18 protein-coding genes are annotated in these 16,510 nt (G+C 73.7%); 11 read left to right on the top strand and 7 right to left on the bottom strand.

Annotated elements, in window-relative coordinates; genetic code table 11:
• Positions 1–35 precede the first annotated feature (35 nt).
• Together ACSDG8_RS00990 and ACSDG8_RS00995 are read left to right on the top strand one after the other, a co-directional pair.
• On the top strand, positions 36–686 hold the full coding sequence (locus tag ACSDG8_RS00990) for a GntR family transcriptional regulator (RefSeq protein WP_210900443.1): 651 nt from the start codon (positions 36–38) through the stop codon (positions 684–686).
• Positions 683–1,963 carry an MFS transporter gene (locus ACSDG8_RS00995; RefSeq protein ID WP_210900446.1) on the top strand — a complete coding sequence of 427 codons (1,281 nt, stop codon included), beginning with the start codon at positions 683–685 and terminating at the stop codon, positions 1,961–1,963. The genes ACSDG8_RS00990 and ACSDG8_RS00995 overlap by 4 nt, the downstream gene beginning before the upstream one ends.
• 28 nt (positions 1,964–1,991) lie before the next feature.
• Here ACSDG8_RS00995 and ACSDG8_RS01000 read toward each other — a convergent pair whose 3' ends face one another.
• Positions 1,992–2,411 (bottom strand): hypothetical protein, encoded by a 420-nt coding sequence (locus ACSDG8_RS01000; protein WP_210900449.1) that lies wholly within the window; start codon positions 2,409–2,411, stop codon positions 1,992–1,994.
• A gap of 139 nt (positions 2,412–2,550) precedes the next feature.
• Here ACSDG8_RS01000 and ACSDG8_RS01005 point away from each other — a divergent pair, with 139 nt between their 5' ends.
• From ACSDG8_RS01005 to ACSDG8_RS01025, 5 genes are all read left to right on the top strand, one after another.
• Positions 2,551–3,639 carry an S-(hydroxymethyl)mycothiol dehydrogenase gene (locus tag ACSDG8_RS01005; protein WP_210900452.1) on the top strand — a complete coding sequence of 363 codons (1,089 nt, stop codon included), beginning with the start codon at positions 2,551–2,553 and terminating at the stop codon, positions 3,637–3,639.
• A complete protein-coding gene (locus tag ACSDG8_RS01010) occupies positions 3,636–4,265 on the top strand; it encodes an MBL fold metallo-hydrolase (protein WP_210900455.1) in 630 nt (209 codons plus the stop codon). Before ACSDG8_RS01005 ends, ACSDG8_RS01010 begins: the two co-directional genes overlap by 4 nt.
• Positions 4,266–4,384: 119 nt before the next feature.
• Entirely contained in the window at positions 4,385–5,485 is a 1,101-nt protein-coding gene (locus tag ACSDG8_RS01015) for a DUF3626 domain-containing protein (RefSeq protein WP_210900457.1), read from the top strand.
• Positions 5,486–5,740: 255 nt separating this feature from the next.
• Complete coding sequence (locus ACSDG8_RS01020) at positions 5,741–6,481, top strand: hypothetical protein (RefSeq protein WP_210900461.1); 741 nt, start codon at positions 5,741–5,743, stop codon at positions 6,479–6,481.
• 422 nt (positions 6,482–6,903) lie between these two features.
• Positions 6,904–7,455: a hypothetical protein gene (locus tag ACSDG8_RS01025; RefSeq protein WP_210900464.1), complete on the top strand. Its 552-nt coding sequence runs from the start codon at positions 6,904–6,906 to the stop codon at positions 7,453–7,455.
• A 51-nt stretch (positions 7,456–7,506) separates the two neighbouring features.
• Here the strand turns inward: ACSDG8_RS01025 and ACSDG8_RS01030 are convergent, their stop codons facing one another.
• Complete coding sequence (locus tag ACSDG8_RS01030; RefSeq protein ID WP_210900467.1) at positions 7,507–8,424, bottom strand: alpha/beta hydrolase family protein; 918 nt, start codon at positions 8,422–8,424, stop codon at positions 7,507–7,509.
• Complete coding sequence (locus ACSDG8_RS01035) at positions 8,421–8,762, bottom strand: hypothetical protein (protein WP_210900470.1); 342 nt, start codon at positions 8,760–8,762, stop codon at positions 8,421–8,423. The genes ACSDG8_RS01030 and ACSDG8_RS01035 overlap by 4 nt, the downstream gene beginning before the upstream one ends.
• 71 nt (positions 8,763–8,833) lie before the next feature.
• Between ACSDG8_RS01035 and ACSDG8_RS01040 the strand changes: the two genes are divergently transcribed.
• Positions 8,834–9,391, top strand: a complete 558-nt coding sequence (locus ACSDG8_RS01040; RefSeq protein ID WP_210943238.1) for a helix-turn-helix domain-containing protein — start codon at positions 8,834–8,836, stop codon at positions 9,389–9,391.
• Here ACSDG8_RS01040 and ACSDG8_RS01045 read toward each other — a convergent pair.
• Together ACSDG8_RS01045 and ACSDG8_RS01050 are read right to left on the bottom strand one after the other, a co-directional pair.
• Complete coding sequence (locus ACSDG8_RS01045; RefSeq protein WP_210900476.1) at positions 9,364–10,818, bottom strand: MFS transporter; 1,455 nt, start codon at positions 10,816–10,818, stop codon at positions 9,364–9,366. The genes ACSDG8_RS01040 and ACSDG8_RS01045 overlap by 28 nt on opposite strands.
• Before the next feature lie 71 nt (positions 10,819–10,889).
• Complete coding sequence (locus ACSDG8_RS01050) at positions 10,890–11,126, bottom strand: hypothetical protein (RefSeq protein ID WP_184686031.1); 237 nt, start codon at positions 11,124–11,126, stop codon at positions 10,890–10,892.
• Between the two features lie 137 nt (positions 11,127–11,263).
• On the opposite strand from ACSDG8_RS01050, the gene ACSDG8_RS01055 reads away from it, so the two are divergent.
• A complete protein-coding gene (locus ACSDG8_RS01055) occupies positions 11,264–12,409 on the top strand; it encodes a geranylgeranyl reductase family protein (RefSeq protein WP_210900479.1) in 1,146 nt (381 codons plus the stop codon).
• Positions 12,410–12,418: 9 nt separating this feature from the next.
• The gene (locus ACSDG8_RS01060; RefSeq protein WP_210900482.1) at positions 12,419–13,210 is read left to right on the top strand and encodes a DUF2785 domain-containing protein; all 792 of its coding nucleotides are present in this window, start codon (positions 12,419–12,421) and stop codon (positions 13,208–13,210) included.
• Positions 13,211–13,220: 10 nt separating this feature from the next.
• Here ACSDG8_RS01060 and ACSDG8_RS01065 read toward each other — a convergent pair whose 3' ends face one another.
• Complete coding sequence (locus ACSDG8_RS01065) at positions 13,221–14,255, bottom strand: NAD(P)-dependent alcohol dehydrogenase (protein WP_210900485.1); 1,035 nt, start codon at positions 14,253–14,255, stop codon at positions 13,221–13,223.
• Positions 14,256–14,350: 95 nt separating this feature from the next.
• Between ACSDG8_RS01065 and ACSDG8_RS01070 the strand changes: the two genes are divergently transcribed.
• Positions 14,351–14,536, top strand: coding sequence for a hypothetical protein (locus tag ACSDG8_RS01070; RefSeq protein WP_247679733.1), 186 nt, complete (start codon positions 14,351–14,353; stop codon positions 14,534–14,536).
• Between the two features lie 36 nt (positions 14,537–14,572).
• On the opposite strand, the gene ACSDG8_RS01075 is transcribed toward ACSDG8_RS01070, so the two are convergent.
• A complete protein-coding gene (locus ACSDG8_RS01075; RefSeq protein WP_210900488.1) occupies positions 14,573–16,363 on the bottom strand; it encodes a bifunctional metallophosphatase/5'-nucleotidase in 1,791 nt (596 codons plus the stop codon).
• Positions 16,364–16,510 lie beyond the last annotated feature (147 nt).

Below are 16,510 nucleotides of genomic sequence, written 5' to 3' on the forward strand. Positions count from 1 at the left end.
ACGGGCGCGACGAGCCGGGGCGCAGTCTTAGATACATGACGCATCCCAGCCGGACCGCGCTGTCCGCCGCCGAGCGGGCGTACCGGCACCTCAAGCAGGCCATCCTGGAACAGGTCTACCCGGGTGGCCAGCTCGTGAGCGAGGGCGAGATCGCCGACGCGACCGGCGTGTCCCGCACCCCGGTCCGGGAGGCGCTGCTGCGGCTGGAGACCGAGGGCCTGGTCAAGCTCTACCCGAAGCGCGGCGCGCTGATCCGGCCGGTGTCGGCCCGGGAGATCGCCGACGTCATCGAGGCCCGCCGGCTGGTCGAGCTGCACGCCGCCGAGCGGGTCTGGGACCGCCGCGCCACGCTGCGCGCCGACCTGGCCCGGTGGCTGGAGGAGATGCGGCGCGCGCACGCCGCCGGTGACGTCAGCGCGCTGATGGACGCCGACCGCTCGTTCCACGCCGCCGTCGTGGAGGCCGCCGGCAACGAGATCCTGGCCGAGCTCTACCACCGGCTGCGCGATCGGCAGCTGCGCATGGGGGAGGCGAGCTTCCGGCTCTCGCCCGGCTGGGCCGAGGTCGCCCTGACCGAGCACGCCGGTCAGCTCGCCGCGCTCGACGGCGACGACCCGCAGGTGTGGCGCGACGCGGTCGCCGGGCACATCGACACCGCCGCGCGGATGCTCGGGACGCTGCGGTGAGCGTGTCCCACCGGCCCGCGGCCCTGGTGTACGCGGTGGCGCTCACCGCGTACCTGACCGCCGTGTTCCATCGCAGCTCGCTCGGCGTCACAGGAGTCGACGCGGCGGAGCGCTTCCACATCAACGCCGCCGCGCTGGCCACGTTCTCCGTGGCCCAGCTGGCCGTCTACGCCGCCATGCAGGTCCCGGTCGGGGTGCTGCTGGACCGCTACGGCTCCCGCCGGCTGCTGCTGACCGGCGGCGCGCTGATGGTGGCCGGGCAGCTCCTCTTCGCGGTCGCCACCGACGTGCCGGCCGCCGTCGCCGCCCGGGTGCTCGTCGGCCTCGGCGACGCGATGACGTTCATCAGCGTGCTGCGCATCGTCGCGTTCTGGTTCCCGGGCCGGCGCAACCCGCTGCTGGTGCAGCTCACCGGCACCGTCGGCCAGCTCGGCGCGGTGCTCGGCGCCGTACCCCTGGTGTTGTTGCTGCACCGCGCGGGCTGGACCCCGGCGTTCCTGACCGCCGCGGCGCTCGGCGCGACGGTCGTGCTGATGATCCTCGTCGCGGTACGCGACACCCCGCACGCCGAGCACGCCACCGCGCTCGCGCCCGACCTCACGACCGTGCGCCGCCATCTCGCCGAGGCGTGGGCCGAGCCGGGCACCCGGCTGGGCCTGTGGACGCACTTCGTCACGCAGTTCTCCGGCTCGGTGTTCGCGCTGCTGTGGGGGTACCCGTTCCTGGTGCAGGGCCAGGGCTTCTCGCCCACGGCGGCGGCCGGGCTGCTCACCGTGATGACGCTGGTGACGCTCATGTGCGGGCCGGTGCTCGCGCACCTGTGCGGCCGCTACCCGTTCCACCGCTCGGTGCTGGTCTTCGCCATCACCGCCGCCACCGCCGGCATGTGGGCGGTGGTGCTGGCCTGGCCGGGCCGGGCGCCGCACGCGCTGCTGGTGGCGCTCGTGGTGGTGCTCGCCGTCAACGGCCCCGGCTCGATGATCGGGTTCGACTACGCCCGCACGTTCAACCCGGTGCACCGCATCGGCAGCGCCACCGGCATCGTCAACGTCGGCGGGTTCGCCGCCTCGATCGTGCTGATCCTCGCCGTCGGCCTGGTGCTCGACCTGGCCACCCCGGCCGGGCACGACGCGCCGCCGTTGACCGCGTTCCGCTGGGCGTTCGCCGTTCAGTTCCTGCTCTGGGCGCTCGGCGCGGCGCAGGTGTTGCGCTACCGCAACGCCGCCCGCCGGATCGCAGCCGACCGGGCCGCCGCGACGGCCGCGGCGCCCGTCTGAGGACGCGAACCGGCGGTACGCGGGCGCGTCAGCGCCGGTGCCGGTGCCGCACCAGCGAGTCGAGCACCAGGGTCAGCCCCGCGCCGACCAGCCACACGTCCTTGGCCAGCCCGATGCCCTCCTGGCTCGGCCGCAGGCTGCCGCCCTCGCGCATGCCGGGCGTCTTCATGTAGAGCTGCACCAGCCCGGCGCCGAACGCGGTGAGCGCGGCCCCGGCCAGCAACGACGGCACGAACGGGGCGAGCAGCGCCGCGCCGAGCGCCGTCTCGCCCCGCGACAGCAGCACGGCGAACCGGTCCGGCGGGATCTGCCGCAGCTGCGGCATCGCGCCGACCGCCATGCCGTGCATGCCCGCGGCGGCCTCACCCTCCAGGCCCCGCTTGCCCAGCCCGGAGTTCAGGATGTACGCGCCGATGGCGACCCGCAGTGGCGCATGCGACAACCTCATGATCACTCCCGTCCCACCTGGTAGAACCGGCACACCGGGTACCCGGTCATGACCAGGACAATCCGGCGGGCTTCATTGGTTCGCGGGTCATGATCAGCGGTAAGTTCGGGGTGCAGAAGCACGCAACAAGGGAGGCACTGTGAGCCAGGAAGTCCGGGGAGTCGTGTCGCGGCGCAAGGGCGCGCCCGTGGAGGTCACCACCATCGTGGTGCCGGACCCGGGGCCGGGCGAGGCGGTGGTCCGCATCCAGTCGTGCGGCGTCTGCCACACCGACCTGCACTACCGCGAGGGCGGCATCAACGACGACTACCCGTTCCTGCTCGGCCACGAGGCGGCCGGCATCGTCGAGCAGGTCGGCGACGGCGTCACCGACGTGGCCCCCGGCGACTTCGTGGTGCTCAACTGGCGCGCGGTCTGCGGGCAGTGCCGGGCCTGCCGCCGGGGCCGCCCCTGGTACTGCTTCGCCACCCACAACGCGACGCAGAAGATGACGCTCACCGACGGCACCGAGCTGACCCCGGCGCTCGGCATCGGCGCGTTCGCCGAGAAGACGCTCGTACACGCCGGGCAGTGCACCAAGGTCGACCCGTCGGCCCGGCCGGCAGCCGTCGGCCTGCTCGGCTGCGGCGTGATGGCCGGTCTCGGCGCGGCCATGAACACCGGCAACGTGACCCGGGGCGACTCGGTCGCGGTGATCGGCTGCGGCGGCGTCGGCGACGCGGCGGTGGCCGGCGCGGCCCTGGCCGGCGCGACCACGATCATCGCGGTGGACACCGACTCCCGCAAGCTCGACTGGGCGCGCAAGTTCGGCGCCACCCACACCGTCAACGCCTCCGAGGCCGACGCGGTGGAGGCCATCCGCGCCGCCACCGGCGGCTTCGGCGCCGACGTGGTGATCGACGCGGTCGGCCGTCCGGAGACGTGGAAGCAGGCGTTCTACGCGCGCGACCTGGCCGGCACGGTCGTGCTGGTCGGCGTGCCGACCCCGGAGATGACCGTCGACCTGCCGCTGCTGGACGTGTTCGGGCGCGGCGGCGCGCTCAAGTCCAGCTGGTACGGCGACTGCCTGCCCAGCCGCGACTTCCCGATGCTCACCGAGCTGTACCGGCAGGGCCGGCTGGACCTGGACGCGTTCGTCACCGAGGAGATCGCCCTCGACCAGGTCGAGGAGGCGTTCGCCCGGATGCACCACGGCGACGTGCTCCGCTCGGTGGTGGTCTTCCCGTGACCGCCCGCGTCGACCACGCCGTCACCTCCGGCACGTTCTCCCTGGACGGCCAGACGTTCGACGTCGACAACAACGTCTGGGTGATCGGTGACGACGCCGAGTGCGTCGTCCTCGACGCGCCGCACGACGTGGCGGCCATCCGCGAGGTGATCGGCGACCGGCGGGTGGTGGCGATCGTGGCCACCCACGCCCACGACGACCACGTGCGCGTCGCGCCCGAGCTGGCACGGTCCACCGGCGCGCCGGTGCTGCTGCACCCGGCCGACCGGGTGCTGTGGGACATGGTGCACCCGGACACGGCCCCGGACGGCGAGCTGACCGACGGGCAGACCATCACCGTCGGCGGAACCACGCTGCGGGTGCTGCACACGCCCGGCCACAGCCCCGGCGCGTGCAGCCTGTACGCCCCCGACCTGGGCGCGGTCTTCACCGGCGACACGCTGTTCGCCGGCGGGCCGGGCGCCACCGGACGGTCGTACAGCGACTTCGGCACCATCGTCGAGTCGATCCGTACCCGGCTGCTCACGCTGCCGCCGGAGACAGTGGTGCACACCGGGCACGGCGACGACACCACGATCGGGGCCGAGGCGCCGCACCTGGACGAGTGGATCGCCCGGGGCCACTGAGGACCGTCCGCCCGCGCGGGCCCGCACCGGAGCAGTCCGGTCCGGGCCCGCGCGGCGTCTGCGTGCCCGTCCGCGTCGAACGGGCACGGAAACCGTGTGGCCGCGCGACGTCGCGTCCGGTGATACTCGGGCCCGTGCCCGTCGCCACCCTCACCGACGCCCAGTCCGCCGCGCTGCGCCACGTCCGTGACGTCGCGCTGCGGGACCGCCCGGCGGCGCTCGCCGTCATCGCCGGCCACCTCGCCGCCTCCGGCGCCACCTACCGGTACGAGGAGGTCGTCGCCGCGATCACCGGGTACGGGCGGCTGACGCTGAACTTCCACCCGGACCGGGTGCTGCGCGACGGCCGTACCGTGGTCGAGGCCCTCGACGCCGAGGGCGTGTACCGCAGCCAGTTCGAGACCGGCGTCTCCAACGGCGGGCTGACCGCGTACCCGGGTGGTGACCGGGACGTGTGGGAGCAGGCGATGTTCGGCGGCGCGTACCAGCGTCCCGGCGTGCTGCCGGCGGAGCGCCCCAAGTACGGCGGCCTGAACCTGCTCGACCACGCCGACGGGGCGTGCCCCCGGTTCGGCTCGTGCCATCTGCGGCTGCGCCCGGAGGCGCTGGCCCGGGCCACGTTCAGCTTCGGTGACAGCCACATCGAGCCCACCGAGTTCGGCACCGTCGACGCCTTCGAGCCGGTGTTCGCGGCGCTGCTGACCGCCACCGCCGGCACCGGCGTCGCTCTGGGCGTGGCCGGTCTGGACACCGGCGCGCTGCTGCGGACGCTGCTGAGTCGCCGGGAACGGGAGTCCGGGCGGGTCGGGCGGGCGCTGGACGACTACATCGAGGCGCAGGTGCACGGCGAGATCAGCCTCGCTCGCGACGTCGAGGCGCTCGTTGTCGACCCGTCGTTCCGCGGCACCGACGTGGGACGGCGCCTGGCGGGGATCGCCGGGCGGCACGGGCTGGCCCTGCGCTACCACCCCGGCTTCGTGCTGTCGGTCGACGCCGTGGACGCCGAGTTCCGCGGGCCGGACATCCCGCCGCTCGCCGCGCGCGTGCACGCCGAGTTCGCCCGCCCGGGGGAGCCGCTGCACGCGGCGCTCGTCGGCCGCGCGGCCGCCTCGGTGGTACGCGAGCCGCAGCGCTGGGCCGACCGGGGACCGGCCGAGGTCACGCTCCAGCACCTCAAGCAGCTCTGGCACGTGCTGGTCCGGTTCGGCGCTCCGGCCTGATCGGCGTCCCCGCCTGATCGCCGTTCCGCCCTGATTGTCCCGTTCCTCGCCGTCGTCGCCGCGGTACGGACCGGGTGCCCGGAATCGCGGGTGACCTGGACCGCAGCCTCGGCCCTGCCCGGCATTTCCGGAATGACCGACACTGCGGGCTCGTTGTGTCCCCCATACCGTCGGAACCCAAACACCTACCCGGCGGTAGTCCCCCGAGGGGCGCTCATCCCGGAGCGCGTCGTAACGATCGAAAGGGCAACCATCGTGAAGCAGCACTTCACTCGATGGCTCCCCGCCATCGCGAAGACCGCCGTGGCGAAGACCGCCGTCGCGAAGACCGTCGCCGTCGCCAAGAACCGCCGTGCCGTGCTCAGCGTGGCTGGTGTGGCCGTCCTGGGCGGGCTGGCCGTCGGCCCCACCGCCGTGGCCGCGCCCGTGACCAGCGGCCCGCACGCCGGCGCCAAGGCCGCCATCGACCTGGCCACCGGCAAGAAGACCACCACCGAGGCGGTCAAGCCCGGCCAGACCACCGGCAGCGACAAGGTGCCGACCAGGGCCGGCCGCCCGGCCAAGGAGAAGCTCGTGCCGCACGGCGTCGAGGGCGCGCAGTCGCGTATCCCGCTCGACGACGCGCAGCTCGACAACGCCAAGGCCATCGTCGAGGCGGCCAAGGAGACGGGCGTGGGGGAGCGGGGCGCCGTGATCGGCGTCGCCACCTCCCTGCAGGAGTCGAAGCTGTACAACCTGGGTCACCTCGGCGCGTACAACGACCACGACTCCGAGGGTCTGTTCCAGCAGCGCCCGTCGTCCGGTTGGGGCACGTCCGAGCAGATCACCGACCCGGAGTACTCCAGCAAGGCGTTCTTCAACGCGCTGAAGAACGTCGGCGGCTGGCAGGAGCTGCCGCTGACCGCCGCCGCGCAGACGGTCCAGGTGTCCGCCTTCCCCTACGCGTACGCGCAGTGGGAGGAGCAGGCGGCGGACATCGTCCAGCAGGTCTGGTGACCCCGTAGAAGAACGGCCGGCCCCTACCGGGGCCGGCCGTTCTTCACGTGGGGCGGGGACCTCGCCGATCTTGGAGTTGTGGTGCCACGCAAACCCCGCTAACCGGACATCCTGGGCGCCACAACTCCAAGATCGACGGGACGAGGCGGACAGTGGCGGGGCAGGGCGGGCCTGTGGGCGGGGTGTCCGGTTCGGGGGTGGTGGGCGGCACTCCGTGGGCGGAATCGGGGATGGGCGGGGGGCGTTGTAACCCGGTGCGCGACCGGAGCGGCGCCGCCGAGCGCCCCCGGGAATGGCCGCGGGCCGCTGGTCGTTGCAGATGCACCCGGCACGCCTCGCGCTGCCGGATCCCCCGAGAACTTCGAGCGCCTGACGGTGCCCACGCATCCCCCCGATGCGTCGACCCCCGAACGGAGCCCACCATGAACACGATCCTGCGCAAGAGCATCCTCGGTATCGCCGGTCTCGCCTTCACCGGTGGCGTGTTCGCCGGTCCGGTCGCCGCCCACGCGGCGGAGACCACCAAGCCGGCCGCGGTCGCGGTTCAGGGCGTGAGCCCGCAGGGCGAGCAGTCGCACGTGGACCTGAACGACGAGCAGGTCGCCAACGCCAAGGCCATCATCGCGGCCACCAAGAAGGCGGGCCTGCCGGAGCGGGCCGCTGTCGTCTCGATCGCCACCGCCCTGCAGGAGTCGAAGCTGGAGAACCTGGGCCACCTGGGTGACCGCAACGACCACGACTCGCTGGGCCTGTTCCAGCAGCGGCCGTCCAGCGGCTGGGGTACGCCGGAGCAGATCACCGACCCCGAGTACTCGACGCTGGCGTTCCTCAAGGGCCTCAAGCAGGTCGACGGCTGGCAGGACATGCCGCTGACCGAGGCCGCGCAGACCGTGCAGGTCAGCGCCTACCCCGACGCGTACGCGCAGTGGGAGAAGCAGGCCGCCGAGATCGTCGCCGAGTACTGGAACAAGTAAGACCCGACGAAAGGCCGGTACCCGATCCGGGTGCCGGCCTTTCGTGTGCTCTCAGCCGCTGTGCGCGGCGAGCCACGACAGCACCGGCTCGACCACCGACAAGTCCAGCGGCTGCTTCGCCTCGTCCCGGTACGCCCGCAGCGACGGCGGACCGGGCCGGCGCCGCAGCACGTGGGTGACGTCCGGCAGCACCTGAGTCTGCACCGGCCCGCCCGCGTGCGCGGCGATGACCGGCAGGTCCGCCGGGTCGGTCTGGAGGTCCTTGTCGCCGGTGAGCGCGAGGATCGGGGCGTCGACGCGGGCCAGGTCCGGCCGGGGGTCGTAGCGCAGGAACTCCCGGAACCAGCGGGCGTTGAGCCGCTGCCCGCCGACCCACGCCACGTCCTTGCCGGTGGCGAGGATCTTCTCGTGGTTGCGGGCCACCTTCGCCACCAGGTCGGTGCGGGTGAGCCGGAGCACCAGGCGTACCGGCGCGGGAAGGGTGGGCAGCAGCCGCCCGGCCTGCCAGCGCAGCACCTCGGCGCCGGTGCGCCCGGGCGCGGAGAGCAGGACCAGACCGGCCACCGGGACGCCGCGCGCGGCGAGCGCGATCGCGGTGAGCGCGCCCTCGCTGTGCCCGATCAGGAACGTCCGCCCGGCGTCGAGGGCCGGGTCGTCGCGCAGCGCGGCGAGCACGGCGGCGGCGTCGTCGACATTGTCGAAAAAGCCGGTACGCAGGAACTCGCCGCTGCTCTCGCCGACGCCCCGCCGGTCGTACCGGGCGACAGCGAAACCTGCCCCGGTGAGCGCGGCGGCCAGGTGCCGCTGGATGCCCAGCGGGAGGCGGCGGTGGTCGCCGTCGCGGTTGATCGGCCCGGAGCCGGGCAGCAGCAGCGCCACCGGGTGCGGTCCGGCGCCGTCGGGCAGCGTGAGCGTGCCGGACAGCCGCTGCCCGGCCGTGTCGACGGCGAGCGGGCGCTCGATCGTCACCGCAGCACCGCCGCGGCCAGGGCGTCGGCGTCGTCGGTGCCGATGAGCAGGGAGTCGTACGCCTGGCCGGTGAGGGTGATGCGGACGGCCGGCTGGCCGCCGCGGACGCTGACGAACTCCTTGCCGGCCCTGCCGCGCCAGGTGCCGACGTTGCGGGTGCGGGGGACGCCGAGGCCGGGGGCCCGGATGCCGCGGGTGGCGCGAGCCCCGTCGGGTACGACGACGGCGCCGCTGACGGCGGATCGGGGGAACGACAGGTCGCCGCGCAGGGCCCAGATCTTCTCCGCGGTGGTGAGCCGGACGTCGATGCGGTCGGGGGTGAGGTCGATGGTGGCCACCGTCGAACTCCTCGCTTCTGTTATCGTCAGTGAGAACATTACCGGAGGCGATAACAAAAAGGGGAGCCACTGTGGCACTCGACACCGTGGAGCTGCTGATGCACCCGGTCCGGCTGCGCATCGTCCAGGCGTTCCTGGGCGGCCGCACGCTCACCACCGCCGACCTGCGCGCCGAACTGCACGACGTGCCGCCGGCCACGCTCTACCGGCAGGTCGCGACGCTCGCCGACCACGGCGTGCTGCACACGGTGGGGGAGCGGCGGGCCCGCGGCGCTGTCGAACGCAGCTACCGGCTCACCGAAGCCGCTGCCTCTATCGACCCCGACGAGGCCCGGGCCATGAGCCCGCAGCGGCACCGCCAGGCGTTCCTCACCTTCGTCGCGGGCCTGCTCGCCGACTTCGACAACTACCTCGACAGCGGCGGGGGCGACCTGGCCCGCGACGTCGCCGGCTACCGGCAGAACGCGTTCCACGCCACCGACGCCGAGACCGCCGAGTTCGTCACCCGGTTCCGCGCGCTGTTCGCCGAGTACGCGGCCCTCGACCCCGGACCTGGCCGCAGACGGCGGCTGGTCACCACGGTCCTGCTGCCCGGCGCCGATCAGGAGCGGCCCGCCGAGCGCCGGTGACCGGACACGATGTCCGCCACCGCGGCGCCCAGCGCCAGCACGATGATCCCGGCGGCGAGCAGAAGCGAGTGGCGGAACGCCGTACCCCAGTCCCCGCGGTCGTCGGCGAGCGTCGAGAAGAACAGCGCGCCCACCGCGGCGATGCCGGCGGCCGAGCCGATGCGCTGGCCGGTCTGGAGCATCCCGGCGCCGCTGCCGGCCATCTGCACCGGCACCTCGGACAGCGTGAGCGTCTGGTTCGGCGCGATCACCAGGCCGCTGCCCAGCCCGGCGACGAGCAACGGCAGCGCGGTCCGCAGCGGCACGTTCTCGTGCGGCCCGCCGGCCAGCACCAGGTCGGTCGCGATCAGCCCGACCACCACGGCCAGCAGCCCGATCGCCACGAGCGGGCGGCCGTACCGGGTGACCACCCGGCCGCCGAGCGCGGAGGCGAGCGCCGAACCGAGCGCAAACGGGGTGATCGCCAGACCGGCCACGAGCGCGCTGTAGCCCAGCCCCATCTGGAGGTAGAGCGTGAAGATGAAGAAGATCGCGGTGAACCCGGCGAAATAGATCAGGCCGATCAGCGCACCGAGTGTGTACGAGCGCATCGTGAACAGCCGCAGGTCGAACAGGGGCTGGGCGCGCCGGGCGTACCGGTGTTCCCAGAGCGCGAACCCGGCGAGCAGCAGCAGGCCGGCGGGGATCAGCAGCCACTTGCCCGGGCCCCGCCACTGCTCCCGCTGCACCAGCGGCAGCAGGATCACCGTGACGCCGGTGCCGAGCAGCAGCACGCCGAGCGGGTCGAGGCGGCCCCGTCCGGCGGGATTCGTGGCCCGGGACGGGATCAGCCGCCAGCCGAGCAGCATCGCCACGATCCCGACCGGGATGTTCACGAAGAACACCCACCGCCAGCCGTGCTCGGCTCCGCCGAGCGCGATGAGCAGCCCGCCGAGCAGCGGGCCGACCGCCGTGGAGATGCCGATGGTGGCGCCCAGCAGCCCGAACGCGCGACCCCGGTCCGCGCCCCGGAACAACTCCTGGATCATGCCGCTGACCTGAGGGTTCACCACACCCGCGGCGGCGCCCTGGACGAGCCGGGCCACCACCAGCCACTCCGGCGAGCGGGCCAGCCCGGCCAGCGCGCTGGTGAGCGTGAACAGGCCCACCCCGACGACGAACGCGGTACGCCGCCCGCGCGCGTCGCCGAACCGCCCGGCCGGCACCAGCACCAGGCCGAACGTCAGCGCGTACCCGGACAGCACCCACTGCAGGTCGCTCGGTGTGGCGTGCAGCGCCCGGTCGATCGACGGCACCGCGACGTTGACGATGCTGACGTCCAGCAGCGTCATGAACGCCGCGATCAGGCCGACGCTCAGCGCCCGCCAGCGGCGCCGGTCGTCGTACCCGGTGCCCGGCACCGGCGTCGACGACCGGCCCTCGCTCATCGTGCCCCCCACAGACCGTCGATCAGGTATGGGCGATCGCTACCCGGCGCCCGGTGGGGCAAACGACCCGATCACGCCATCTGGCGCGCGCACCACCGCGGCCCGAAGTCCAGGCCGGACATCGGGGAGTCCTCGCGGTGCAGCAGCCCTCGCTCGGTGAGCGAGTGCAGCGGCTCGCGCAGCTCCTCCTCGGTCATCCCGGTCTCCTGGGCGATCAGGTCCGGGTAGGGGACGTGTCCCTGCGCCTCCAGCGCGGACACCGCCTGGTAGACCCGTTCCTCGACCGCGGACAACTGGACCTGAGGCATCGCTTCCCTCCTCGGCGTGGACCCTCCGACCGGCGGACGGCCGGCGCTCGGCGGTTACCCGGGCCGGCGGCGATGATGCCCACCCGAACGACTGTCGTACCGGGCGGCGCGGCACGGCGGTGCCCTAGGCTGCTCCCGTGATCATCTGGGATCTCGTCGTGGTCGGCGGCGGGCCCGCCGGACTCTCCGCCGCGCACGCCGCGGCCCGCTCCGGCGTCCGCACGCTCGTGGTCGAACGGGCCACCCACCCCCGCTACAAGACCTGCGGCGGCGGCCTGATCGGCACCTCGCTGGCCGAGGTCACCGACCGCGTCGAGGTGCCCGCCCACGACCGGGTCGACCGGATCACGTTCACCCGCGACGGGCGGCGCGCGTTCACCCGCCGCCACCCGTCGCCGCTGGTCACGATGATCCGCCGGGAGGAGTTCGACGACCGGCTGCGCGCCGCCGCCGTCGCCGCCGGGGCACAGGTCCGCGAGGGCGTCGCGGTCCGCGCGATCGAGCAGGACCCCGACGAGGTACGCCTGCGCCTGGCCGACGGCGAGGTGGTGCGCGCCCGTGCCGTGGTCGGCGCGGACGGCTCCTCCGGCGTGACGGCGCGGCACGCCGGGGTACGTTTCCGCCAGGTCGACCTGGGGCTGGAACTGGAACTGCCGGTGTCGGACGCCGAACGGGAACGCTGGCGTGGCCGGGTGCTGCTCGACTGGGGGCCGCTGCCCGGCTCGTATGCGTGGGTGTTCCCGAAGGGCGACCGGCTCACCGTGGGGGTCATCTCGGCCCGGGGCGACGGCGACCGCACGCGCGCCTACCTGCGCGACTTCACCGACCGGCTCGGGCTGTCCGGGGTGACGCCGGAGCACGACTCCGGTCACCTCACCCGCTGCCGCGCCGAGGACTCCCCGCTGCGGCACGGGCGGGTGCTCGTCGCCGGGGACGCGGCCGGGCTGCTGGAGCCGTGGAGCCGGGAGGGGATCAGCTACGCGCTGCGCTCCGGCCGGCTGGCCGGGGAGGCGGTGGCCGCCGGTGACCTCGACGCGTACGCCCGGGAGGTCGACCGGCGGCTGACGCCGGAGATGCGCGCCGGGCACCGGCTGCTGGAGACGTTCGAGCGGCGGCCCGACGTGTTCCACGCGATGCTCGCCAGCCCGCCCGGCTGGCGGATGTTCGTCCGGTTCTGCCAGGGCCGGGCCAGCTTCGCCGAGATGCTCGACCGGCGGCCGGTACGGGCCGGGCTGGCGGTGCTCGACCGGCTGCCGGCGAGGGCGCGGGCCGCGGCCGGTTAACCTGGCGCGGTGACCGACTGGGATCTCGTCTGCGAACGCGACTACGCGGTGCCGGACGGCCGCGACCTGGACGACCTCGTCGCCGAACTCGCCGCCGCGCTGCGCGACCCCGACCCGATGGTCCGCGACGGCGCGCCCTACGTGGTGCTGCGCACGTGGATCGCCCGGGACGTCATCGACGCCGGCCGCCGGGCGAGGCTGGGCACGCTGATGGCCGGGCGGTTCACCGACCCGGAGATCCAGGCCCGCACGTTCGCGCCGCTGGTGCTGGACATGATCGTCAGCCGGGGTGACCTCGACCCGGCGTGGCCGGTCGCGTTCCGCGCCTGGTATCCGGCCGAGACGGACCTGCGCGGGTACGACCCGAAGCTCGGCTGGCTGCACGCGGTGGCCCACGGCGCCGACCTGCTGGCCACCTTCGGCCGCCACCCGTCGGTCGACCCGGCGAGCATGCTCGACCTGGCCGCGGCCCGTCTCGTCGCGCCGACCGACCACCTCTTCGCCGAGCAGGAGGACGACCGGCTGGCCCGCGCGATCGCGCTGGTGCTGGCCCGGCCCGGCCTGTCCCGCGCCGACGCGCTCGGCTGGCTGGACCCGATCGCGGCGAGCTACGCCGCGCTGCCCCGGGGCACCACCCCGGCGTACGCCTCGAACAGCATGCGGACGTTGCGGGCGCTGTACGTGCTGCTGGACACCGGCATCGGGCTGAGCCGGGACGCCCCGGCGCTGCCGCAGCCGCACCGCGACGCGGTCAAGGCACGCCTGGCCGAGGTGCTCGCCCCGGTCTTCCAGCACGCCTGAGCGCCCCGGGTCAGGGGACGATGACCGCCCGCCCGTGCACGTCGCCGCGGCGCAGCGCCTCGTACGCCTGCGGCGCCTCCGCGAGCGGGAACGTCTGCACGTCGGCGTGCAGCCGGCCGTCGCGGGCCAGCGCGATCACCTCGTGCAGCTCGGCGCGGGTGCCCCAGAACGGCACCACCACGCCGGTCTCCAGCGGCACCGGCGGCGGCTCGTCGGCGACCGGCCGGACCGGCAGCGTGCCCCCGGCCAGGCCGACCAGCAGCAGCTGACCGCCGGTGGCGACGACCTGCTGGCCGGTGTCGAGCGTGGCCTGCGCGCCGACGAAGTCGAGCACCACGTCCGCGCCGTCCGGCGGCGGCCCGACCAGCTCGCGGATCTTCTCCACCGCGTCCGGGCCGGCCTGCACCACGTGGTGGGCGCCGAGCCGGCTGGCCAGGTCCAGCGCCGCGGTGCTGGTGTCCACCGCGACGATCCGCACCGCGGTGGTGGCGAGCAGGATCTGCAACCCCATGTGCCCCAGTCCGCCGATGCCGATCACCACGCAGGTGGTGCCGGGCCGCAGCCGGGGCCGGGCCAGGTCCACCGCGTGGTACGGCGTCAGCCCGGCGTCGGTGAGCGGCGCGGCCTGGGTCAGGTCCATGTCCCCGATCGGCAGCAGCCGGGACGCGGGCACCACGACGTACTCGGCGAGCCCGCCGTCGCGGCTGAGCCCGACGCCACCGACCGGGGTGACCCGGCAGCGGTTCTCCTCGCCCCGCAGGCAGGCGCGGCAGTGGCCGCAGCCGATGATCCCGTAGACGGCGGCCCGGTCGCCGGGCGACCAGCCGGTCACCCCCGCGCCGACCGTGTCGACGGTGCCGGCGATCTCGTGGCCGAGCGTCATCGGGATCGGGAACACGCCCGCCGGCGCGTCGAGGATGTGCAGGTCGGAGTGGCAGGCGCCGACCGCGCCGACGCGCAGCAGCACCTCACCGGGGCCGGCCTCGGGCGTGGGCACCTCCGTGTGCTCCAGCACCCCGGGCGCTGTCATCCGTACTGCGCGCATGTCTCCTCCACCTCGTCGCCGACGGTCGTCGCGGCGGCATACCCGTGCCGTTGTGGTTGATGCGCTGACGGGGCGGGCGGGCGCACAATGCGGTCATGAGTGAGCCGGCCGAGTCGTTCACCGACGAGGAGTTCGCGTTCCTGCGGCACGTCCGCTTCGGCGAGCTGCCGGCCCGGGTACGCCCGGAGGACCTGACGGGGTCCGTGGAGACCGAGACCCCGCCGGACCGGCCGGACCCGGTCGGCGGGGAGTCGGAGTGGCACCTGCGCGCGGGCGGGTGACGGGGCCCGGGCGCGCGCCCGGACCCCGCCGCACGGTCAGAAGACCGGCACGCCGTCGCGGACCAGCTTCCAGTTGGGTACGAAGAAGTCGGCCGGGTCGATGACGCCCTTGGCCTGCGCCCAGTCGATGAGCAGCTGGCGGATCTCCTGCTGGGCGTTGTAGACCTGGGTCTTCACGATGCCCGGGAAGTTGCCGCCGCCGCTGCGCCGGTAGTTGTTGACCGCCACCACGAACCGAGCGTCCGCCGCGACCGGGGTGTCGGTGCCGGCCAGCACCAGCCGGGTGATCCGCTGGCCGACCGGCTTGGCGATGTCGATGTCGTAGTCGACGCCGGAGAACACGTCGTAGTTGTAGTCCGGCACCGCCGGGTCGCTGATGGTCTCCGGGTTCACCGGCGCGCCCGCCGGCAGCGTGACGAAGTACTTCGCCGAGTACTCCAGGTACGCCTTCACCTCGGCGCCGGTCAGCACGACCGCCTCCAGCGTGTTGTCGTACACGTAGAGGCCCGCCACGTCGCGGATGCGCACGTCGCCCTGCGGGAACACCGCGGTACGGCTGAACGGCGCGGCGATGGACAGCACCGGCAGGCCCGCGTACTCGCCGCCGGCCAGGGCCTCGGTGACGACCTCGGTCTGGACGTGGTTGATGAAGTCCACGATCGGCGTGTCCTTGTACCGGGACTCGGCGGCGGACAGCGTCACGCTGGACTGGGCGACGACCCGGTTGACGTACTCGACGGTCTTGGCGTGCTGGCCGCGCACGGCCGCGAGCACCGCCGGGTCCTCGACCACGGTGTTGGTGTTGAGCGTGGTGGCCGACTTGGCGGTCACCGCCCAGCGGCCCTTCTCCCGGGTGAGCGTGAAGTCCATCCGGGTGAGCCGCTGGCCCCACTTCGACGGCTCCGAGGTGAGGACCCGCTCGCCGGTGGTGAGGTTGGTGACGAACTTCTCCGGCACGTCGCTGTGCGCGTGGCCGAACAGGATCGCGTCGATGCCGGGGACCTGCTCGGCGATCAGCGCGGTCGGGTTCTCGTTCGGCAGCTCCGGGCCGTAGCTGGAGGTGCCGCTGTCGCCGCCGTGCGCGGAGATGACGACCAGGTCGGCGCCGCGGCGGCGCATCTCCGGCACCCACTTCGCGGCGGTGGCGACCATGTCGGCGAAGACCAGGCGGCCCTCGACGTTGCCCTTGTCCCAGATGGCCACGCCGGGGTTGGTCAGGCCGAGGATGCCCACGCGCAGCTTCGGCGCGCCGTGCCCGCCGAGCTTGACCTCCTTGATCACGTACGGGAGGAACGCCGGCTTGCCGGTCTTCGCGTTCAGCGCGTTCGCCGCGAGCGCCGGGAAGCCGAGCTGCTCGATCCAGGTCGCCAGCAGCGGCAGGCCGTAGTTGAACTCGTGGTTGCCGAGCGTCACCGCGTCGTACTTGAGGATGTTCATGGCGCGGGCCATCGGGTGCGTCTCACCGGTGCTGGTGATCGGCTCCTGCTTGGCGTAGTACGTGGCCAGCGGCGTGCCCTGGATCGTGTCGCCGGCGTCCAGGACCAGCGTCGCCCTGCCCTTGCGCTCGGCGCGGATCTGGTTGACCAGGGTGGCGAGCTTCGCGACGCCGACGTCGTTGTGCCTGCTGTCGTCGAACTCGGCGTCGGAGTAGTAGTCCCAGTTGTAGACGTTGCCGTGGGTGTCGGACGTGCCGAGGATCGTCAGGTCCCAGGTCTTCGGCTGCTTCGGCTTCGCCTCGGCGGGCGCGCCGGCCAGCAGGGGAGCGGTCGCGGCGGCGGCCGCGACGGCCAGCACCTGGCGCCGGGAGGCGCCGGAGGAGGAAGTCATGAGGTGCCTTTCCAATGGGGGGTACGCGCCTCGTGGGCGCCGTTGCGCACCATAACCACCGGATGTCGCCTCCGCCACACCGGCCCGTTTTGTTTCGCTTCCCGCTCCTGAGCGCTGTTTCCTCTCCGGTCACCGGGGTAGGGGCGC

The sequence above is a fragment of the Micromonospora sp. LA-10 genome (assembly GCF_051853095.1).
Lineage (GTDB): Bacteria > Actinomycetota > Actinomycetes > Mycobacteriales > Micromonosporaceae > Micromonospora > Micromonospora echinospora_A.